The organism is Collinsella aerofaciens (assembly GCF_015557435.1).
In the GTDB taxonomy this organism is placed as follows: domain Bacteria; phylum Actinomycetota; class Coriobacteriia; order Coriobacteriales; family Coriobacteriaceae; genus Collinsella; species Collinsella aerofaciens_Z.
Map to the genome: position 1 here is coordinate 12504 of NZ_JADNOH010000014.1, position 19832 is coordinate 32335.

The following is a 19832-nucleotide window of genomic DNA, read 5'->3' on the forward strand; positions in this document are numbered from 1 at the left end:
CCATGTCGCTGCGCGGTGGAATCGGTTTGCCTGAGCTTCGCATTCCAGAAGGTCGGGAATATCGCTTAGGCATTATGGGCGGCACCTTTGACCCAATCCATTACGGACACCTGGTGACCGCCGAGCAGGCGCGCGAGTCGCTCGACCTGGATGCCGTGCTCTTTATGCCGGCGGGCTCTCCTGCCTTTAAGCTCGACAAACCGGTGACGCCAGCTGAGGACCGTTATGCGATGACGGTCCTCGCCACTGCCGCGAATCCAGCGTTTTTGGCGAGCCGATTCGAGATCGATCGCGAGGGTGTCACCTACACAGCCGATACGCTGCGCGCCCTGCGCGAGTTTTATCCGCCGCAGGTAAAGCTCTACTTTATTACGGGTGCCGATGCGATTATCGATATTGTGACCTGGCATCATGCCGATGAGATTGCCGAGCTGGCAACTTTTATTGCCGCAACGCGCCCCGGCTTCGATATCGATACGGCCCGTGCTCGGATCAAGGAGTCGAGCTTGCCGTTCGACGTGCGCTATATCCAGATTCCGGCGCTGGCGATCAGCTCGACGAACATTCGTAAGCGAGTCGCCCGCGGCATGAGCGTGCGCTATCTTACGAGCGAGTCCGTGCTCGGCTACATTCGCAAACGCGGTCTGTATGCCGATCTGGGCCAAGAAGATTTTGAGTGATGGGGGTCAACGTTGACCGTTGAAGATCAGTTTGAGGGCGATGAACGCGCACTGCTCAAGCGCATTCATGAGCTGCTCGATGTTCGCATGAAGGACAAGCGCAAGCGCTATGTCCATTCGTTGGGCGTTGCCGAGACCGCGCTACATCTTGCCGAGGTGTATGGTGTCAATCGTTTTGATGCCGCTGCCGCCGGCCTGATTCACGACTGGGACAAGGTGCTCTCCGATGATGAGCTCGTGGCGCGTGCGCTGCACTATGGCATCAAGGTCGCCGGTTCTCCCTCTGCCGCGACGCCGCTGCTGCACGGCCCGGTTGCCGCTTATGAGCTTCCGCAGCTCTTTCCCGAGCTTTCGCCAGCGGTCTTTCAGGCTGTCGACCGTCACACCGTGGGCGCCTGCGACATGACGCCGCTCGATATGGTGGTCTTTGTGGCCGATGCCATCGAGCCCAACCGTCACGGCGATTACGCCCATGGCTTACGCAAGATGGTGGGGGAGTCGACGCTCGACGAGTTGTTCTTCTCCTGTTTTGCGCAGGGTCTGGTCTATGTGATCCAGACCGGGCGTTATCTTTATCCCACAGCTATTACGATTTACAACCATTACGCCCAGCTGCGCTAGCTTGGGCTGTCTAGAAAGAGGTATTCCATGGCCGATGAGACCATGACTGACGAGCAGATTCTTGAGGGTGTGGAGCACAAGAGCTTCGCCGCCACGTCCGACCGCACCGCCGCCTCGCTGCCCGCGAGCGGTGTTGCCGCCGAGGATGTCGCCCGCGCCGCCGCGCAGGCCGCCTACGACAAGAAGGGCGAGGACGTGCAGGTGCTCGATCTGACCGAGCTCTCCGACGTGTGCGACTACTTTGTGCTCGCAACCGGTACCAATAACCGTCAGGTCGATTCTATTGTTGATGAGATCGAGGAGAAGGTCGCCGAGGCTTGCGGTGAGCACCCGTTCTCCATCGAGGGTCGCGAGCAGAAGACCTGGATGCTCATGGACTACGGCTCGGTCGTCGTCCACGTCTTCACCCCCGAGGCACGCGACTTCTATCGTCTCGAGAAGCTCTGGGGCGACGCTCCCCAGCTCCCCCTCAACCTCCTCTAGTAGTTAATTTGGGACGGGGCTTTTTTAGCTACCCTCAAGTATTTCGCCGGGCAGTCGCCTTTTCCGCAGCTGCCCGGCTTTCTTTTTGCCCAAAAGTAGCTAATCGTTGAAGCGGGATTGGCGGCCGAAGGATAGGGCGGTGTCGCCGAATTTGTCTCGGACGGCGTCGATTGCAACGGACAGGTCGCGTCGGTCGCTGGACTGGGCTCCGCGGTCATCGACTTCGCAGAACAGGTCGGTCTGGATGCCGCCCTGGTGGTTGAAGTCGCTCATGCCGATGCCGGCCAGGCGCACGTGCATACCTTCCTGCCAGATGTTGTCGAGCAGCTCGAGGGCAACCGCAACAAAGATATTCTCGTCATCGGTGGGGTGGGGAAGCCTGCGCTGTGCCGTGCGACCGCTGCCATACGAATACTTGAGCTTGAGTGTCACGGTGCCGCCCGTAAGCCCCTGACGGCGCAGACGGCGCCCAACCGACTCGCCCAGCAGTGCAATGGCTGCCTCAATGTCTCCGCGCTCGGTCAAATCCTTGGCGAAGGTGCGTTCATTGCTCACCGATTTGACCTCGCGCTCCTCATCCAGGCTCGTGACCCCAGAAACCTCGAGCCCCAACGCACGCTGGCGCATACGCTCGCCATTCACGCCAAAAATAGAGGCCAACGTTGACTCCGGTGCGCGAGAAAGCTCGCCCAGCGTAAAGATGCGCATGCGGCGCAGCCGCTCCTCGGCAGAGCGGCCGATGCCGCTCATGGCAGACACCGGCAGCGCGGCCAAAAAACGCTGCTCCGTGCCGGGGCGCACGATGGTCAGACCAAACGGTTTGTCGCGCTCGCTCGCGATCTTGGCCACCGTCTTGTTGCAGCCGACGCCAATGGAGCAGGTCACTCCCAGCGCCGCCACGCGATCGCTGATGCGCCGCGCCACCAGCAGCGGGTCCTCGGGCGCAAAGCGTCCCGGCGTAATGTCGATAAAGGCCTCATCGATGGACACACGCTCCACACGCGGCGTCTCGTCGGCGAGAATCGCCATGACCTGTGCGCTCACCTCGCGATAGCGATCGAAGTGCCCATGCGTCCAAATCGCCTGCGGGCACAGGCGACGTGCCTCGGCCGAGGCCATGGCGGAATGCACGCCAAAGCGGCGCGCCTCATACGAACACGTGGACACGACGCCGCGCGATTCGGCGTCTCCGCCCACGATGAGCGGCTTGCCGCGCCACTCGGGATGGTCGAGCATTTCCACGCTGGCAAAAAACGCATCGAGGTCCATCAGGCCCACCGCCGGACCCGTCCAGGGCGGCGGCGTGACGCCCGCAGCATCCTCATAACCGTATGTATGTTCGCGTCTTTCCATGTCATGAGTATACCGCGCAGCTCATGTGGGGTGCGTGGATGTGCTTGCAAATCGTGAATTCTTGTCTAAGATATGGATTTGCCTTCGACTACACCGAAGAAGTTGGTCTCACGGACTTCACCTGCCCGCGTCGATGGCGTATTATGTTCAACTGTTTGTTTGTAGTTGCAGCCTAAAGCTGCTTGGTTGGAGGAGTTTCCTTTGGCAGTCAAGATTCGCCTTGCTCGTCACGGCGCTAAGAAGCGTCCGTACTACCGTGTCGTCGTCGCCGATTCCCGCGCCCCGCGTGACGGTCGTATCATCGAGGAGGTTGGCCGCTACAACCCGATGACCGCCCCCAAGACCATCAACCTCGACCTCGAGAAGATCGCCGACTGGCAGTCCAAGGGTGCTCAGCTCACCGACGCTGTCGCCGCTCTGGTCAAGGCCGCCAACGAGGGCGAGAAGACCGAGACCGTCGTCAAGAAGTCCAAGAAGCAGCTCGCCAAAGAGGCCGAGGCCGCTAAGGCTGCCGCTGAGGCCGCTGAGGGCGCCGAGGAGTAAATCGTGCCTGAGGTTGACGCTGCACAGCTCGAGGGTGAGGCAATGCTCTCAGATCGCATCGCCGATCTCGTCGAATATCTCGTTGTTCAGATCGTCGACGACCCGGATTCCGTGAGCCTTGAGGTCATCGATGGTGACGACGCCTCCACGATTGAGGTTTCGGTTGCCGAGGATGACGTCGCTAAGGTCATCGGCCGTCGTGGCCGTACCATCAAGGCCATTCGCACGCTCGCCCGTGCACTGGCCGCTCGCCTCGACACTGCTGTCGAGGTAGAGGTTCTGGGCTAGGACCTTGAGGTCCCAGTACAAAAACATCGCCCGTGTGGTCAAGCCGCACGGAAGGAAGGGGGAGGTCCTCGCGCAACCGCTGCGGGGGCTTCCTTCTGTATTGGAGCCGGGTATGCGCGTCGCCCTGACGCCGCCGGCGCTCAAGCGTGACCGTTTTTGCACGGTCATGTCCGTTACCGATACGGGCGATGGCGATCTGGTCTCGTTTGAGGGCATTGACGACTTGACAGCCGCCGAGGGCATTACCGGATGCTACGTGCTGGCTAACCGTGATGACTTTGAACTTGATTCACTCGACGCTGCCTATACCGACCTTATGAGTCGCGAGGTGGTCGATGAGCGCTTCGGTTCGCTCGGAACGATTGTCGAGATCATGTCGACGCCCGCCAACGATGTTTGGGTTGTCGAGGGCGATCGGTACGGCGAGGTGCTGATTCCCGTGATCGAGCAGGTTGTGCTCGATCTTCCCGACACAGGAACAATTTCCGTCCATGTTATGGACGGCTTGATCGATACGGACAAGTAGGGAGGACAACATGCTGATCGAGACCCTTTCGGTCTTTCCTGAGATGTTTGAGCCCGTCATGTCCACATCGATCTTGGGCCGCGCCCGCAAGGCCGGCCTTTTTGATTTTAAGGCGTATAACCTGCGCGACTGGACGCATGACCGCCATCGCACCGTTGATGACGAGCCGTATGGCGGCGGACAGGGCATGCTCATGAAGGTCGAACCCATTGCCGAGGCCATCGAGGCCATTGGCGCCGAGGGCCCCAAGCCCACCGTGGTGTTCTTTACTCCTTGTGGCGAGCCCTTTACGCAGCATGTGGCCGAGCGCCTACTCAAAAGCGAGCGCCTGCTGTTCGTGTGCAGCCGTTACGAGGGCGTCGACGAGCGCGCGTATGCGTATGCCGACGAGCGCCTGTCGATCGGCGACTACGTGCTCACGGGCGGCGAGCTGCCCGCGATGGTCGTTGCCGATGCCGTCGTACGCCTCATTCCCGGCGCCTTGGGCGATGAGATGAGCAACGTGGACGAGTCGTTTTCGACCGCTGAGGACGGTGGCCTACTCGAGTACGCGCAGTACACCCGTCCCGCCGAGTTCAACGGCGAGGGTGTGCCCCTGGTGCTCGTGAGCGGCGACCACGCCAAAGTCGACGCCTGGCGCCGTAAGAATGCCATCGAGCGCACCTGCCGCTGGCGCCCCGATCTTATCGAGACGGCGCGGCTTACGTCCGAGGAGCGCGCATTTGCTCAGGAAATCCTGGACGCTTCGTATTCGCAGAGCGAGGAGTGAGTATGGTTCCATCGCAGCATTCCGCGCTGAGGGGCGCTTTTGAGTGGATCGCGGTTGTCGCGATCGCGCTCGCCGCCACCTTTCTGATCCGCACGTTTGTGGTCGAGCCCTTTGTGGTGCCCACCGGCTCCATGGAGTCCACGATTGAGATTGGCGATCAGATTCTGGCGCAAAAGGTTACCCTTGAGCTCGGCCAGCCCGTCAAACAGGGCGACATCGTGGTGTTCCATAACCCTGATGGTACCTCCGAGCACGATGTGCTCGTAAAGCGCGTTATCGCCACCGCCGGCCAGACGGTCGACCTCCAGGACGGCAAGGTCGTCGTCGACGGCCAGACGCTCGACGAGGACTATACGACCGGCATGAGCTGGCCGCTTTCGGTCCAAGCTCCCGGCGCTCAGGTGAGCTATCCCTACACTGTCCCCGACGGGTGCGTGTGGGTGATGGGCGATAACCGTGAGAACTCTGCTGACTCCCGTTACTTTGGCCCGGTCGACCGTTCCGATTTGATTGCAGTGGCACTCGTTCGCTACTGGCCGCTCAACCGCATCGGCGCTATCGACTAAAAACCGCTATAGTACAGTACCTAACCGTGTAATCGTTTCGACGAGGGGATATTAGAGGCATGAACGCTTCATCGCTTTCCTTCCAAGACATCATCCTGCGCCTCCAGCAGTACTGGGGCGAGCAGGGCTGCGTCATTATGCAGCCCTATGACTCCGAGGTCGGTGCCGGTACCTTCCATACCGCGACCACGCTGCGCTCGCTCGGTCCCGCCGAGTGGCGCACCTGCTATGCGCAGCCCTGCCGCCGTCCCGCCGACGGCCGCTACGGCGAGAACCCCAACCGCATGCAGCACTACTATCAGTTCCAGGTGCTCATCAAGCCCTCGCCGGTCAACGCTCAGGAGCTCTATCTGGGCTCGCTGGCCGCCATCGGCCTGGACCCCAACGACCATGACGTCCGCTTTGTCGAGGACGACTGGGAGAGCCCGACGCTCGGCGCCTGGGGCCTTGGCTGGGAGGTCTGGCTCAACGGCATGGAGGTCACGCAGTTCACGTACTTCCAGCAGGTGGGCGGCATCGAGGTCGACCCCGTGCCCGTCGAGATCACCTATGGCCTGGAGCGTATCGCCATGTACGCACAGGGCGTCAACTCCGTCTACGACCTGGTGTGGAGCTACCTGCCCGACGGCACGCCCATGACCTACGGCGACGTGTTCCTGGAGAACGAGCGCGAGTTCAGTGCTTACAACTTTGAGGTCGCCAACGTCGAGATGATGCGTCAGAAGTTTGACGACTACGAGGCCGAGTGCCACTCCTGCCTGGAGCGCAAGCTGCCGCTGCCGGCTTACGACTGCGTCATGAAGTGCAGCCACGCCTTCAACCTGCTCGATGCCCGCGGCGCGCTGTCCGCGGTCGAGCGCGCCAACTACATCCTGCGCGTCCGCGCCGTCGCCAAGGCGTGCTGCGAGGCCTACATGGCCGAGGTCGCCGGAATCAACGAGAATGCCGACCAGGAAGGCGAGGTGGCGTAAGCCATGGCAGACGCTAAGGATTTCCTGTTTGAGATCGGTACGGAGGAAATGCCCTCCGCACCGCTGAACAATGCCGTCAAGCAGCTTGGTACCATGATCGCCAAGGGTCTCGACGAGGCCGGTCTGGCCCACGGCGAGGTCCGCGTGATCTCGAGCCCGCGTCGTCTGGCCGCGCTCGTTGCCGATGTCGCCACCGCGACCGATGAGGTCCACGAGGTCAAGCGTGGCCCCGCGGCTAACATCGCCTTCGACGCCGACGGTAACGCCACTAAGGCCGCCCAGGGCTTTGCCCGCAAGTGCGGCGTGGCTGCCGAGGACCTGGTCCGTCGCGAGGACACCGACGGTCGCGAGTACGTCTTTGCCGAGAAGAACATTCCCTCCGCACCGGCAACCCCGATCCTGACGGCCCTGTGCGAGAAGACCATTGCCGGCCTGCAGTGGCCCAACTACCGCTCCCAGCGCTGGGGCCACGAGCACGCCACCTTCGTGCGCCCGGTCCGCTGGATTTGCTGCCTTCTGGGCGAGGATGTTGTGCCTGTGTCATTTGCCGACGTGACGAGCGGCAACACCACGCGCGGCCATCGCGTGCTCGGCCCCGGTGACCACGTTGTCGCCAGCCCCGCCGCCTACGAGCAGGTACTCGAGGACGCCGGCGTGCTTTCTGCCGAGCGCCGTCGCGAGGCCATCCTTGCCGGTATCTCCGAGGTCGAGGCCGCTCGCCCCGGCTGCCATGTCGATACGCCCAAGAAGGTCTTCGAGGAGGTTATCAACCTCTGCGAGTGGCCGACGGTGCTCGTCGGCACCTTCGATGAGGAGTTCCTCAAGGTCCCGCATGAGATCATCTGCGAGTCCATGCTCACCAACCAGCGCTACTTCCCGATCTATGACGGCGAGGGTAAGCTCACGCGTGAGTTTGTGGTCGTCTCCAACAGCAAGCCCGAGAACGCCGAGCGCGTGATCGACGGTAACGAGCGCGTCGTGCGCGCCCGTCTGGACGACGCAAAGTTCTTCTACGAGGAGGACCTGAAGATCTCCCTCGACGAGTTCCGTGAGCGTCTGGCCAAGGTTGCCTTCCAGGAGAAGCTCGGTAGCGTGCTCGCCAAGTCCGAGCGCATCGAGCAGCTCGCGCTCGCTATCGCCCGCGAGGCTCACCTGGGCGCCCATCTTGCCGCCGACGCTGCTCGCGCCGCGCACCTGTGCAAGGCCGACCTGGTGTCCAACGCCGTCGTCGAGTTCACGAGCCAGCAGGGCGTGATGGGCGGTTATTACGCGACCGCGATGGGGGAGAACGACGAGGTCGCCCATGCTATTCGCGATCACTATCGTCCTCGCTTTGCCGGTGACGAGCTGCCCGAGGGCACCGCTGGCTGCATTGTGGCCTGCGCCGACAAGCTCGATACCATCGCCGGTATCTTTTCCATCGGCGAGCCCCCGACCGGCTCTTCGGACCCCTATGCGCTGCGTCGTGCCGCTATCGGCATCATCAACATCCTGCGCGACCGCCTGCCGATTGACCCCACGTCGCTCATCGACTTCGCCCTCGAGCTCTACAGTGAGCAGGGCATTGAGTTCGACGCCGCCGAGGTCGCCCAGCAGGTTCGCGACTTCTTCCATGGCCGCCTGGTGAGCATGGCCCGTGACGAAAAGATCCCGGCCGATACCGTTGCCGCCGTCTCCGCGGTGCACATCATCGCTCCGTCCGTCTTCTTCGCCCGCTGCGCCGCCCTCGACGAGGCCCGCAAGAACGACGCTGAGACGTTCGACAACCTGGCTACCGCCTATGCCCGCGCCGCGCACATCTCCAAGCCCGAGCTGGGTGCGGAGTACGACCGCAGCCTGATGGGCGAGGTCGAGCTTGCGCTTGCCGACGCCTCCGAGGCTGCCCAGACCGCTGTCGATGCCGCCCTTGCTGCCGAGGATTACCCGGCCGCATTTGCCGCCCTCGCCGCCCTGCGTGCCCCCATCGACCGCTTCTTCGACGAGGTTATGGTCATGGACAAGGACGAGGAGCTCCGCGATAATCGCCTTAAGTTGCTCAACCGCTTCGAGGCCGTTTTCTCCGGCATCGCCAACATCGGTGAGCTTGCCCGCAAAAAGTAAGCTAGCCTGCGCATAAGCGCAAAAGGAGCCCCGCATGGATTGCCCGGTCACCGCTCGTCCCACCGTTATCGTTATCTCCGACTCGCTCGGTGATACCGCTTGTGAGGTGGTGCTTGCGGCGTCCGGGCAATTTGATGAAGGGGCTTTTCATCTCTTGCGCCTGCCCAAGGTGACCTCGGTGGAGCAGGTTAAATCGTTTGTGGGCCCGCGTGTCGATGCGGACCATCGCGATATTGCCGTGTTCCACACCATTGTCGATCCGGCCCTTCGTGCTCGTGTGCTCGACTACTTGGGCATGCTGCACATTCGCTCGGTCGACCTGATCGGTCCGACGCTCGCCGTGCTGTCGTCGCTCATCGGTGTGCCGCCCAAGGGCGTTGCGGGCGTGATTCACAGGACCGATGACCGCTATTTCCATCGTATCGAGGCCATGGAGTATTTCGTTGAGCACGATGACGGGCGCGGTTGCGACGATCTGTCGGGTGCCGATATCGTGCTGCTGGGCGTATCGCGCACGTCCAAGACGCCGTTGTCGATGTATTTGGCCTATCAAGGTTACAAGGTTGCCAATGTTCCGTTGGCCCATGGCATGGAGCCGCCGAAGTCGATTTACGAGGTTGACCCGATGCGCCTGTTCGGCCTGATTTCGACCGTCGATGTGATTTCCGAAATTCGCGATAGCCGCTTGGGCGACGACTACGCCCGTGCCGTCGCCGGCTCCTATGCCGAGCCCGAGAGCGTGCGCAGCGAGCTCGAGGAAGCTCGCGCCCTCATGAAGCGCCTGGGCTGCTTTGTGGTGCGTACCGACGGCAAGGCCATCGAGGAAAGCGCTGCCGAGATCATCAGCCACTTGGAGGAAATCCAAGAAGCTCGCGCCCGCCGAGCCACCCGCCGCGCCTAATAGTAGTATCATTTTGATAAAGCGATTTAGCAAAAACATCGCATCTGACCTGCTTTTTTATTGTAGTGGTATCTTCATAAGGTAACCAACTTTACCTACCGTTTACCGCCAGTTTTAGCACGTTTACCAAACCGCGTATCCTCTGCTCAAGCCCGTTCAAATCCGGCCGTATAGTTCCCTCACGGCCCGCATCCGGCGGGTCGATTCGTTACCACGGTCGTGCGCGTAAGCGCATGGAAGGGGAAGTATCGTGAGCGATTGCAAGAGGGTTTACCGTTTTGGAACCGACGCCCAGGGCACCTGTGTCACTGAGGGCGACAAGTCCATGAACTTCGTGCTTGGCGGCAAGGGCGCAAACCTTGCCGAGATGAGCCGCATCGGCCTGCCGGTTCCCGGTGGCTTTACCATTACCTGCCAGACTTGCGTCGAGTACTCCGGTGCCGGCAACGTCTGGCCCGAAGGCGCACTCGACGAGATCGTTGCCGCCGAGGCAGACCTCGAGGCCCGCTGCGGCAAGAAGCTCGGCGACGCCTCCGATCCGCTGCTCGTGTCGGTTCGCTCGGGCGCTCCGTTTTCCATGCCCGGTATGATGGATACGGTCCTCAACCTGGGCCTCAACGACGACTCCGTTCAGGGTCTCATCGCCCAGACGCAAAACCCGCGTTTTGCCTGGGATAGCTACCGTCGCTTTATCCAGATGTTCTCAAACGTCGTCATGGGCGTTGACGCCGACCTGTTCGAAAACGCCCTGACCCGGGCCCGCCTGGTCGCTGGCGTTCGCGTCGATTCCGAGCTTTCGGCCGAGGACCTGCAGGAGCTCGTCGAGACCTTTAAGGGCATCTTCTCCGAGAACGTCGAGGCGACCCTGTATCCCGAGCTCGAGGTCGCCGACGGTAAGCCCGTTTTCCCGCACGATCCGGAGCTCCAGCTGCGCCTTGCCATCCAGGCCGTCTTTGGCAGCTGGATGAACGAGCGCGCCTGCATCTACCGCAAGCAGCACGGCATTTCCGACGAGCTCGGCACCGCCGTCAACGTCCAGGCCATGGCCTTTGGCAACAAGGGCGAGACCTCTGCGACCGGCGTCGCCTTTACGCGCAACCCGGCCGACGGCACCAAGGAGTTCTATGGCGACTTTTTGGTGAATGCCCAGGGCGAGGACGTCGTCGCCGGCATCCGAAACACCGAGCCCATCGCCGACCTCAAGACCACCTCGGGCCTCGAGTCCGCAGGCGAGGAGCTCGAGCGCGTGTTCCTGACGCTCGAGGATCATTACCGCGATATGTGCGATATCGAGTTTACCATCGAGCAGGGCAAGCTCTGGATGCTCCAGACCCGCGTGGGCAAGCGCACCGCCACTGCCGCCCTGCGCATTGCTATCGAAATGGTCGAGGAGGGCCTCATCACCCGCGAGGAGGCTGTGAGCCGCATCGATCCCGCGCAGCTCGACCAGCTCCTGCACCCGCAGTTCGACGCCTCCAAGAAGTACGAGGCCCTGGCCAGCGGCCTTAACGCCAGCCCTGGTGCCGCCGTGGGCGAGGTCGTGTTCTCGAGTGATGACGCCGTCGCGCGTTCCGCCGAGGGCCACAAGGTCATTCTGGTCCGCTGGGAGACCAACCCCGACGACCTGAAGGGCATGGTCGCCGCCGAGGGCATCCTGACCAGCCACGGTGGCAAGACGAGCCATGCCGCCGTTATCGCCCGCGGCATGGGTACGCCCTGCGTTTGCGGCGTTGAGCGCTTCCACATTGACGCGGCAGAGAAGGTCGTGCGCATCGAGGGCAGCGACCGCGTGCTGCGCGAGGGCGATGTCATCTCCATCGACGGCACCCAGGGTATCGTCGTCGACGGCGCGGTCGACCTGGTCTCTGCAGAGCTCACCGGCGACCTGGACACCATCCTGTCTTGGGCCGATGAGATCCGTTTGGACGAGACCGACGGTCACGCCAACCGCGTGCGCGTCAACGCCGACAACCCCGAGGATGCCGAGCTCGCGCTCGAGTTTGGCGCCGAGGCCATCGGTCTGTGCCGCACCGAGCACATGTTCCTGGGCGATCGCAAGAACATCATCCAGAGCTTTATCCTGTCTGACGATGAGGCCGTGAAGCAGCAGGCCCTGGCCGACTTGCTCAAGGTTCAGACCGAGGACTTCCTGGCGATGTTCAAGACCATGTCCGGTCGCGATGTGGTCGTCCGCCTGCTCGATCCGCCGCTTCATGAGTTCCTGGATAATCCTCGCGAGCTCGAGGTCGCCATCACCAAGAAGGAGGCCGCCGGCGCTCCCGAGGAGGAGCTCACTGCCCTGCGCGCCCGCCTGCGTCGCATTGACGGCATGGTCGAGTCCAACCCCATGCTGGGCTTGCGCGGCGTGCGCCTGTCCGTCGTCTTTGGCGATCTGCCGCTCATGCAGGTTCGCGCCGTCGCCACGGCCGCTGCCCGCCTTATCAAGGAGGGTGTCGACCCGCGCCCCGAGATCATGGTTCCGCTCGTTTCCATCACGGCCGAGCATGTCCAGACCCGCGAGGTTATCGAGCGCGTGATCGCCGAGGTTTCCGCCGAGGAAGGCGTCGAGCTCAATATTCCCGTGGGCACGATGCTCGAGCTGCCGCGTGCCTGCATGGTCGCTGACGAGATCGCCCATCATGCCGACTTCTTCTGCTTTGGCACCAACGACCTCACCCAGACGACCTTTGGCTTCTCGCGCGATGACGCCGAGGCCAAGTTCATCCCGCTGTACATGCATAAAAAGATCCTGAAAGACAACCCCTTCGAGACCATCGACGCGGCGGTGCTGGAGCTCGTGCGCTTGGCCGTCGAGAAGGGCCGCGCCACCAATCCCGACATGCACTTTGGCGTGTGCGGCGAGCACGGCGGCGACCCCAAGTCCATCAAGGGCCTGTTTAACGTGGCCGACGTGGACTACGTGTCCTGCTCGCCCTATCGCGTGCCCCTCGCGCGCCTGGCTGCCGCTCAGGCCAAGCTCGAGGCCAAGCGTTCCGCCTAACGTTTTGGGTTTAGACGCCTAGCGTAGCCCCCTTCATGCCGCCCGTCTCATTCGTGAGACGGGCGGTTATCATGTGCGGGTTTTGTCTTTTTGTCTGCGCAAAAAATTGTTCTTGCAGCAGAAACCCGCGCGTGTATACTCGAATACGTTTGTTCAACTACGTGCCGGCCAAGGTGGTACGGCACCTCTAGAAGAGTAAGGAATTGCACATGGATTACATCCGCGCAATCGAGCGTCAGCAGATCCGCGAGGACATTCCTCAGGTTCGCGTCGCCGACAACGTCAAGGTTCACTACCGCATTAAGGAAGGCGACCGCGAGCGCATTCAGGTCTTCCAGGGCGACGTCATCCGCATGGCCGGCGCCGGTGCCCGCGAGACCTTCACCGTCCGCAAGATGTCCTTCGGTGTCGGTGTTGAGCGTACCTTCCCGCTTCACAGCCCCAAGATCGCCAAGCTCGAGGTCGTTCGTCATGGTCGCGTCCGTCGCGCCAAGCTGTACTACCTCCGCGACAAGGTGGGCAAGGCTGCTCGCATCCCCGAGAAGCGCTAAGAAGATCGCAGCGTCTGTCCACTCGTTTGGACACAAGGGTCACCTTCGGGTGGCCCTTCTTTTTATCTGATTTGCATGCAAGGAGGGCCTGGTATGGCCAACATGACGAGCTCGGTTTCGGCATCGCAGGTTGCCGGTGAGTTGGCGAGCGCTACGTTTGAGGAGATTCCCGCCCTCGTGGAGCATTATCGCGAGGACCCGCGCCAGCAGGTGATCAAGGCTTGTGAACGCGCCCTCAAACGCCATGCCAAAGAGCTTGCCGAGCGCGAGCGCGTCAATGACATGTACGAGCTTATGCACGAGCTTGGCGGCGATGGGGTGGTCGTTGGTGTCGACGAGGTGGGTCGCGGATCGGTGGCCGGTCCTTTGACGGTATGCGCCGTCTGTCTTCCTATGGAGCCGCGCGTCTGGGGCATCAATGATTCCAAAAAGCTCACGCCCGCGCGCCGCGAGTTGCTCTCAGTGAAGATTGCCGAGGTGGCGACGGCGATCGGTTTTTGCCATATCGCGCCGAAGGATATCGATGAGATGGGCATGGCCCGTGCTATCCGTACCGCCGTCGCGGGCGCCGTGGCCGATACAGGACTCGAGCCCGACTGCGTCCTCATGGATGGCAATCCCTTGGGCGCCGTTCCTAACGAGCGCGATGTGGTGAAGGGCGATGCCAAAATCGCCTGCATCGCCGCGGCGTCTATCATGGCCAAGGTCACGCGTGACGAGATAATGGTCGAGTACGACGCCGAGTATCCCGAGTACCATCTGGCCGAGTCGAAGGGCTATGCAAGCCCCGAGCATATCGAGGCCATTCGCAAACATGGACTTTGTCCGCTGCACCGTGTGAGCTTTTGCGGAAACTTTCTGCAGACTGAGCGCCTTTTCTAGGTCAATTGTGGAGACAGGGACCTCTGGGGTTTTATAAACCTGCTGGTAGCGGGCCGTATGCAACACCATTGCTGCGTACGGCCCGTTTTTTGACGGCATTTGGTCAGCTTTTGGTTTGCTTCCGGTACTTACCCGCATGAAAGGTGCCCTCATCATCGGGGCACTGCAGTGTGCGGGAAAGGAGACCCCATGAGTGCCGCAAGCAAAAAGAGCAAGACGCAGCAGCTCAAGGAGCGTTGGGAAAACGGCGAGCTCGACTGCGGGGCGATGACGCCCGAGTTTATCAAGGGACTCAGTCCCCGCGAGCTGGGCATGATGGGCGAGCTGATCACCATCGACTACTTTAACGAGCGCGGCTACACCTTGCTGGAGCAGGGTTATCGTTGCACCGAGGGCGAGGCCGATCTGGTGCTGCTCGATGAGCTCGACGATGTCGTGGTGATGGCCGAGGTCAAGACTAGACGCGTCGCCCTGGATTGCGACGCGCGGGTCTTTCCCGAGGAGGCCGTGGACGCCCAAAAGCAACGCCGCTACCGCCGCATCGCAAGCTGCTATCTCATGGAGCATTATCCGCTCAAGGCGATTCGCTTCGATGCCGTGGGTGTTACCATTCGCGGCGGGCATATCGCCGAGATCGAGCATCAGTACAACGCGTTCGATTGGCAGGTGTCGTGATGGCGTTCGAGACGTTTGCCGTTCACGCGGCCTGCATCCGCGGCGTCGAGGCGATTCACGTCACGGTCGAGGTCTCGCTTGCCGGTGGCGTTCCGGGCATCCAGATGCTCGGCATTCCGAGTATGGAGGTGATGGAGTCACGCGGTCGTATTCGCTGTGCGATGCGCTCCGCCGGGTTCGAGATTCCGCGCTCGGGCATTACGGTCAATCTGGCGCCCGGCGATATTCGCAAGACCGGTAGCGGCTTTGATCTGCCCATCGCCATCGCGGTATTGGCGGCCGATGGTCAGATTTCCCGCGACAACCTCGATCGTTGTCTTATTGCTGGTGAGCTTGGCTTGGACGGTACGGTGCTTCCTGTCAAGGGCGAGGTGGCGTTTCAGCTATTGGCGCGTGATATGGGGCTGTCCTTTATCGCCGGCAGGTCCGATCAGCATGTGCCGCTTGCGGGCGTGGATTGCGGATTTATCGATCATTTGTCTCAGCTTGCTCATGGTATGGGCGATGCCGCGCGGCACTACTTGGATTCTGAAGTGCTCGAGGCGACCTTTGAGCCCGAACTCGACTATGCCGACGTGCTAGGGCAGGAGGTTGCCAAACGCGGCATGGCGCTTGCGGCGGCGGGTGAGCTCGGCTTGCTCATGATTGGGTCCCCAGGTTCGGGCAAGACGATGCTTGCGCGTCGCATGACCGGTATTTTGCCCGAGCTTTCTGTTGAGGATCAGCAGGAGGCGCTGTGTATCCATTCGGTCTTGGGCGAAAACATCGATGGGCTGCTGGCGGGGCATCGGCCCTTCCGAAGCCCACACCACAGCATTTCGACCGCGGGCCTTATCGGTGGCGGACGTCCGGTGCATCCGGGCGAGATCAGCCTGGCTCATGGCGGTGTGCTCTTTTTGGATGAGCTCGCCGAGTTTCCCACCGGCGTGTTGCAGACGCTGCGCCAGCCCATCGAGCGCGGCTATGTGAAGATCGTGCGTGTTGACGGGGCCTTTACCTTCCCGTCGCGCTTTCAGCTGCTGTCCGCGAGCAATCCCTGCCCCTGCGGCTTTTTGGGTGATCGCGAAGTGCCGTGTCGCTGCTCCGCCTCGATGGTCGAACGCTATCGGGCTAAGTTACGCGGTCCTTTGGCCGACCGTATCGACATGATGCTCGACGTGACCCGTCCCGACCCCCAGGTGATTATCGAGGGCGCCGAGGGCATGTCATCGGCCGAGTTGCGCGATTACGTTGTGCGTGGGCGCGCCTTCCGCGCCTGGCGCGAGTCGCATATGGACGATGCGGACGCCGAGGCCGAGGATGACGAGTCCCGCTCCATTGACGGCGTCGTGTCGACCTTTGCGCTCGACGAGGCGGCAGAGAAGTGCGTGCTTGGCCTGTCGAAGCGTACGCATCTCACGGGTCGCGGCATCGTGCGTCTGGTGCGCATCGCACGCACGATCGCCGATGTCGCCGAAAGCGAGCGGGTGACGCAGGACCACGTGCTCGAGGCGGCGATGTATCAGGGAAGGAGGGACCAATGATGGCAGAGGGGATCTTCGAGTTGCATCCCGGTGATGCGTTGTATCCAGCAGCTGTTCTAGAACTTTCCGATGTGCCCCAGACGCTCTATGTGCGCGGCGATCCTGCCGTGTTATCGACGCCCGCGCTCTCCATCATCGGCGCGCGCAAGGCATCTCCGTATGGCCTTGCCGTCGCGGAACTTGCGGCCAAGGTGGCGGTTGAGGCGGGCGTCACGGTGGTCTCGGGTGGCGCCGTGGGCTGCGACCAGGCGTCGGGTTGGGCTGCGGTCAATGCCGGCGGCAAACACGTTGTGGTGCTGGGGACAGGCGCCGACGTGGTCTACCCGCGCTCGAGTGCGGGGCTTATCACGCGCACGCTCGATACGGGTGGTGCGGTCGTGTCGATCTCGCCGTGGGGCATGGGTCCGCGCAAGTTTGCCTTCCCGCGGCGTAATCGCATCATCGCCGCGCTGTCGCAGGCACTTTTTGTTTCCGAGGCGGGCATGCCCTCGGGTACGTTCTCGACGGCCGAGGCCGCTATGGACCTGGGACGTGAACTGCTCGCGGTGCCGGGTTCCATCCTGTCGCCCGAGTCGCGCGGTACCAACTACCTCATCGCCAACGGTGCCTGCTGTATCGTGGACGAGGAATCCATCGAGATGGCCATTTCACGCATCTACGGCACCTTGCGTTACTCGCGCCCCGATGCGCCCGGTATCGCCGATCTGGACCCTATGCAACAGACCGTGATGCATGCGCTTATCGCCTCGCCGCTCAAGGTCGACGACATTGCCGCGCTCGTCTCGCTCGATGCCGTCGGTGTCCTTAAGCTCCTGGGCTCGCTCGAGCTCGAGGGCCTCATCGAGCGCATGATGGATGGAAGGTATGCGCCCTCAAAGTTTGCGCTTCACGCTCAGACGCCCTTCGGTCACAATGGAAAGCGTGTCAATTAGAAAGGTGTTTGCAGATGCTGTTTGATCAGGTGACGGTTATTGGTGGCGGTCTGGCGGGATCGGAATGCGCGATTCAGCTGGCAGATCGCGGGTTCGCCGTAAAGCTGTGCGAGATGCGCCCTCAGGTGAGTTCTCCTGCCCACCATACCGATCACTTGGCGGAGCTCGTCTGCTCCAATTCGTTTAAGTCGACCCGTCCGGACTCTGCTGCCGGCTTGCTGAAGGCCGAGCTTGAGCGCATGGGATCGGTGCTGCTCGATTGCGCCCATCGTGCGGCCGTTCCCGCCGGCGGCGCCCTGGCGGTCGACCGCGTCAAGTTTTCCGAGCTTGTCGAGGCCGAGGTTGCCGCCCGCCCCAATATCGAAGTCGTTCACGGCGAGGTCACCCGGATTCCCGAGGGCCATGTGGTCATTGCCGCGGGACCGCTGTGCTCGCCGGCGTTGAGCGAGGAAGTCATGAAGCTTGTCGGTGGTGACGCCCTGGCGTTCTTTGACGCGGCGGCCCCAATCGTCGATGCCTCCACGCTCGATATGGACGTGCTGTTCTCGCAGTCGCGCTATGAGGAGCAGGGGAGTGGCGACTATCTTAACGCCCCGCTTAACAAGGAAGAGTACGAGGCCTTTATCGAGGCGCTCACTACGGCCGACCGTGTGGTGCTTAAATACTTTGAGGGCGGCGACCTGTTCCAGGCCTGCCAGCCCGCCGAGGAGGTCGCACGCACCGGCAAGGACGCCATCCGTTTTGGCGCCATGAAGCCCGTCGGACTCACCGACCCGCGAACCGGTCGTCGTCCCTGGGCGGCGATTCAGCTGCGCGCCGAGAACAAGGAGAAGACCGCCTATAACCTGGTGGGCTTCCAGACCAATCTGACCTTCGGCGAGCAAAAGCGCGTGTTCCATATGGTTCCCGGTCTGGAGAACGCCGAGTTCTTCCGCTATGGCGTCATGCATCGCAATACCTTTGCCGATGCGCCGCACGTGCTCGACGGGACCTTTGCCGTGCCCGGTACGAGTGTGCGCCTTGCCGGCCAGATTACCGGCACCGAGGGGTACATGGAAGCGGTGGCGACCGGTCTGCTTGCTGCAGTCAACACCTATGCCGAGGCTATCGGGGCCGCGGGCGTCGAGCTGCCTCGCGTGGGCGCCCTGGGTGCGCTCGTGGGCTATGCGACCGATCCCGCCACGGTGGGCTACCAACCCATGCATGTCAACTTTGGCCTGGTGCCGCCGCTCGAGGACGGCAAACGCCGCAGCAAACGCGATCGCTACCAGGCCTATGCGGACCGCGCCCTCGAGGCTCTCGATGCCTACTTGGTCACGCGTTCCGACCTGTTTGGAGGCGACCGGTCATAGCCTTTGACCTGTACGATACCGTCGACTCGTTTATCGCCTATATCGCACGCGTCGAGGGTCTGTCTCCCAACACGGTTGCCGCCTATAGCTCGCGCCTGGAACGTTTTGCGGCTTGGTGCAAGCGTACGGGCACCGACGCGCGTGCGGCCGACGTGCGCACCGTTCGCACGTATTTGGCCGAGCTCTCGCGCGAGCAGGTGGCACCCCGCACGCTTGCGGCGCATCTGTCGGCTATCCGATCGTTCTATCGCTGGATGGCTGCTGAGGGGATTGTGGAGGGCGATGCGGTCTCGGCAATCTCCTCGCCCAAACTCCCGCGCGACTTGCCCGGGGTGCTGACGACCCAGCAGGTTGAGGAGCTGCTCCGTGCCCCCGACACCGCGATGCCCGCGGGATTGCGTGATGCGGCGATGCTCGAGCTGCTCTATGCCTCTGGCGCGCGCATCTCCGAGCTCGCGGCGCTCAATGTGGAATCCATTGCATGGTCCGAGCGCACGCTGCGGCTGTGGGGAAAGGGCAGCAAGGAGCGCATCGTGCCCCTGTATCGCCGCGCGCTCGAGGCGACCCGCACCTATATCGAGGAGGGGAGACCGGCGCTGCTCGCCCAGGCAAAGCGTCGCGATGCCGCAAATGGTCCGCATCCGTTGTTTATCTCGGCGCGCGGCAACCGCATGAGCGCCGCCATGCTCAGGAGAAGGTTCCATATGATGGCGACGCTCGCCGGCATTCCGGCTGACATCGCCCCACATGCGATGCGCCATACGTTTGCGACCGATCTGCTCGAGGGTGGCGCGGACCTGCGCTCGGTGCAGGAACTGCTGGGCCACGCGAGCCTGTCCACGACGCAGATCTATACGCATCTCACGCCCGATCGGCTCAAGAACGCCGTGGCTCAGGCCCATCCCCGTGGAGAGTAGATAGGGCGTCTCGCGCTGAACCACCAAGGTGTGTGGTTTTGATTGCGGGTTGGCAGGAAGAAGTAATCCTGCTATCATTCATCGGGTTGCTTCACGGCAACAGGTTTTTATCACGCACGCGCGGCTACTTCATACCGTGGTGCCCGGGCTTTGGTAGCACATGTCCGGGTTGGTTTTGGAGGATGACCCCGCGCGGAG

At 62.2% G+C, this 19832-nt stretch carries 20 protein-coding genes; 19 read left to right on the forward strand and 1 reads right to left on the reverse strand.

What is annotated here, in order from left to right:
* The first annotated feature begins 2 nt into the window (after positions 1-2).
* From nadD to rsfS, 3 genes are all read left to right on the forward strand, one after another.
* The gene (nadD, locus tag I2G43_RS01110; RefSeq protein ID WP_195534774.1) at positions 3-680 is read left to right on the forward strand and encodes a nicotinate-nucleotide adenylyltransferase; all 678 of its coding nucleotides are present in this window, start codon (positions 3-5) and stop codon (positions 678-680) included.
* 87 nt (positions 681-767) lie between these two features.
* Entirely contained in the window at positions 768-1301 is a 534-nt protein-coding gene (gene yqeK / locus I2G43_RS01115; protein WP_195534793.1) for a bis(5'-nucleosyl)-tetraphosphatase (symmetrical) YqeK, read from the forward strand.
* 27 nt (positions 1302-1328) lie between these two features.
* Complete coding sequence (gene rsfS, locus I2G43_RS01120) at positions 1329-1784, forward strand: ribosome silencing factor (protein ID WP_195534775.1); 456 nt, start codon at positions 1329-1331, stop codon at positions 1782-1784.
* 99 nt (positions 1785-1883) lie between these two features.
* Here rsfS and dinB read toward each other — a convergent pair whose 3' ends face one another.
* On the reverse strand, positions 1884-3137 hold the full coding sequence (gene dinB, locus I2G43_RS01125; protein WP_195534776.1) for a DNA polymerase IV: 1254 nt from the start codon (positions 3135-3137) through the stop codon (positions 1884-1886).
* A 201-nt stretch (positions 3138-3338) separates the two neighbouring features.
* Between dinB and rpsP the strand changes: the two genes are divergently transcribed.
* The 16 genes from rpsP to I2G43_RS01205 all read left to right on the forward strand — a co-directional run bounded on the left by rpsP (position 3339) and on the right by I2G43_RS01205 (position 19634).
* Positions 3339-3680 carry a 30S ribosomal protein S16 gene (gene rpsP, locus I2G43_RS01130; RefSeq protein WP_022094749.1) on the forward strand — a complete coding sequence of 114 codons (342 nt, stop codon included), beginning with the start codon at positions 3339-3341 and terminating at the stop codon, positions 3678-3680.
* Positions 3681-3722: 42 nt separating this feature from the next.
* Complete coding sequence (locus tag I2G43_RS01135; RefSeq protein ID WP_171021534.1) at positions 3723-3968, forward strand: KH domain-containing protein; 246 nt, start codon at positions 3723-3725, stop codon at positions 3966-3968.
* Between the two features lie 34 nt (positions 3969-4002).
* On the forward strand, positions 4003-4494 hold the full coding sequence (rimM, locus tag I2G43_RS01140; protein WP_324249476.1) for a ribosome maturation factor RimM: 492 nt from the start codon (positions 4003-4005) through the stop codon (positions 4492-4494).
* 10 nt (positions 4495-4504) lie between these two features.
* On the forward strand, positions 4505-5263 hold the full coding sequence (gene trmD / locus I2G43_RS01145) for a tRNA (guanosine(37)-N1)-methyltransferase TrmD (RefSeq protein ID WP_195534778.1): 759 nt from the start codon (positions 4505-4507) through the stop codon (positions 5261-5263).
* Positions 5264-5265: 2 nt separating this feature from the next.
* Positions 5266-5829: a signal peptidase I gene (gene lepB / locus I2G43_RS01150; protein WP_195534779.1), complete on the forward strand. Its 564-nt coding sequence runs from the start codon at positions 5266-5268 to the stop codon at positions 5827-5829.
* Between the two features lie 59 nt (positions 5830-5888).
* The gene (locus I2G43_RS01155; RefSeq protein WP_117820562.1) at positions 5889-6800 is read left to right on the forward strand and encodes a glycine--tRNA ligase subunit alpha; all 912 of its coding nucleotides are present in this window, start codon (positions 5889-5891) and stop codon (positions 6798-6800) included.
* A gap of 3 nt (positions 6801-6803) precedes the next feature.
* Positions 6804-8900 carry a glycine--tRNA ligase subunit beta gene (gene glyS, locus I2G43_RS01160; protein WP_195534780.1) on the forward strand — a complete coding sequence of 699 codons (2097 nt, stop codon included), beginning with the start codon at positions 6804-6806 and terminating at the stop codon, positions 8898-8900.
* A 34-nt stretch (positions 8901-8934) separates the two neighbouring features.
* Complete coding sequence (locus I2G43_RS01165; protein WP_195534781.1) at positions 8935-9801, forward strand: pyruvate, water dikinase regulatory protein; 867 nt, start codon at positions 8935-8937, stop codon at positions 9799-9801.
* 250 nt (positions 9802-10051) lie between these two features.
* Positions 10052-12802 (forward strand): pyruvate, phosphate dikinase, encoded by a 2751-nt coding sequence (ppdK, locus tag I2G43_RS01170; protein WP_195534782.1) that lies wholly within the window; start codon positions 10052-10054, stop codon positions 12800-12802.
* A gap of 209 nt (positions 12803-13011) precedes the next feature.
* Positions 13012-13353, forward strand: coding sequence for a 50S ribosomal protein L19 (gene rplS, locus I2G43_RS01175; protein WP_006236098.1), 342 nt, complete (start codon positions 13012-13014; stop codon positions 13351-13353).
* A gap of 93 nt (positions 13354-13446) precedes the next feature.
* The gene (locus I2G43_RS01180) at positions 13447-14235 is read left to right on the forward strand and encodes a ribonuclease HII (RefSeq protein WP_195534783.1); all 789 of its coding nucleotides are present in this window, start codon (positions 13447-13449) and stop codon (positions 14233-14235) included.
* 189 nt (positions 14236-14424) lie between these two features.
* Positions 14425-14910: a YraN family protein gene (locus I2G43_RS01185; protein WP_195534784.1), complete on the forward strand. Its 486-nt coding sequence runs from the start codon at positions 14425-14427 to the stop codon at positions 14908-14910.
* On the forward strand, positions 14910-16433 hold the full coding sequence (locus I2G43_RS01190; RefSeq protein WP_195534785.1) for a YifB family Mg chelatase-like AAA ATPase: 1524 nt from the start codon (positions 14910-14912) through the stop codon (positions 16431-16433). Before I2G43_RS01185 ends, I2G43_RS01190 begins: the two co-directional genes overlap by 1 nt.
* Complete coding sequence (locus I2G43_RS01195) at positions 16433-17365, forward strand: DNA-processing protein DprA (RefSeq protein WP_195534786.1); 933 nt, start codon at positions 16433-16435, stop codon at positions 17363-17365. Before I2G43_RS01190 ends, I2G43_RS01195 begins: the two co-directional genes overlap by 1 nt.
* Positions 17366-17379: 14 nt before the next feature.
* Positions 17380-18717, forward strand: a complete 1338-nt coding sequence (trmFO, locus tag I2G43_RS01200; protein ID WP_195534787.1) for a methylenetetrahydrofolate--tRNA-(uracil(54)-C(5))-methyltransferase (FADH(2)-oxidizing) TrmFO — start codon at positions 17380-17382, stop codon at positions 18715-18717.
* 8 nt (positions 18718-18725) lie between these two features.
* Positions 18726-19634: a tyrosine recombinase gene (locus I2G43_RS01205; RefSeq protein WP_229071434.1), complete on the forward strand. Its 909-nt coding sequence runs from the start codon at positions 18726-18728 to the stop codon at positions 19632-19634.
* The last annotated feature ends 198 nt before the right edge of the window (positions 19635-19832 follow it).

Excerpts from the sequence above, each read along its gene's own strand:
- nadD (WP_195534774.1), top strand. The coding sequence starts at position 3 with ATGTCGCTGCGCGGTGGAATCGGTTTGCCTGAGCTTCGCATTCCAGAA.
- yqeK (WP_195534793.1), top strand. The coding sequence starts at position 768 with ATGAAGGACAAGCGCAAGCGCTATGTCCATTCGTTGGGCGTTGCCGAG.
- rsfS (WP_195534775.1), top strand. The coding sequence starts at position 1,329 with ATGGCCGATGAGACCATGACTGACGAGCAGATTCTTGAGGGTGTGGAG.
- dinB (WP_195534776.1), bottom strand. The coding sequence starts at position 3,137 with ATGGAAAGACGCGAACATACATACGGTTATGAGGATGCTGCGGGCGTC.
- I2G43_RS01135 (WP_171021534.1), top strand. The coding sequence starts at position 3,723 with ATGCTCTCAGATCGCATCGCCGATCTCGTCGAATATCTCGTTGTTCAG.
- trmD (WP_195534778.1), top strand. The coding sequence starts at position 4,505 with ATGCTGATCGAGACCCTTTCGGTCTTTCCTGAGATGTTTGAGCCCGTC.
- lepB (WP_195534779.1), top strand. The coding sequence starts at position 5,266 with ATGGTTCCATCGCAGCATTCCGCGCTGAGGGGCGCTTTTGAGTGGATC.
- I2G43_RS01155 (WP_117820562.1), top strand. The coding sequence starts at position 5,889 with ATGAACGCTTCATCGCTTTCCTTCCAAGACATCATCCTGCGCCTCCAG.
- glyS (WP_195534780.1), top strand. The coding sequence starts at position 6,804 with ATGGCAGACGCTAAGGATTTCCTGTTTGAGATCGGTACGGAGGAAATG.
- I2G43_RS01165 (WP_195534781.1), top strand. The coding sequence starts at position 8,935 with ATGGATTGCCCGGTCACCGCTCGTCCCACCGTTATCGTTATCTCCGAC.
- rplS (WP_006236098.1), top strand. The coding sequence starts at position 13,012 with ATGGATTACATCCGCGCAATCGAGCGTCAGCAGATCCGCGAGGACATT.
- I2G43_RS01180 (WP_195534783.1), top strand. The coding sequence starts at position 13,447 with ATGGCCAACATGACGAGCTCGGTTTCGGCATCGCAGGTTGCCGGTGAG.
- I2G43_RS01185 (WP_195534784.1), top strand. The coding sequence starts at position 14,425 with ATGAGTGCCGCAAGCAAAAAGAGCAAGACGCAGCAGCTCAAGGAGCGT.
- I2G43_RS01190 (WP_195534785.1), top strand. The coding sequence starts at position 14,910 with ATGGCGTTCGAGACGTTTGCCGTTCACGCGGCCTGCATCCGCGGCGTC.
- I2G43_RS01195 (WP_195534786.1), top strand. The coding sequence starts at position 16,433 with ATGGCAGAGGGGATCTTCGAGTTGCATCCCGGTGATGCGTTGTATCCA.
- trmFO (WP_195534787.1), top strand. The coding sequence starts at position 17,380 with ATGCTGTTTGATCAGGTGACGGTTATTGGTGGCGGTCTGGCGGGATCG.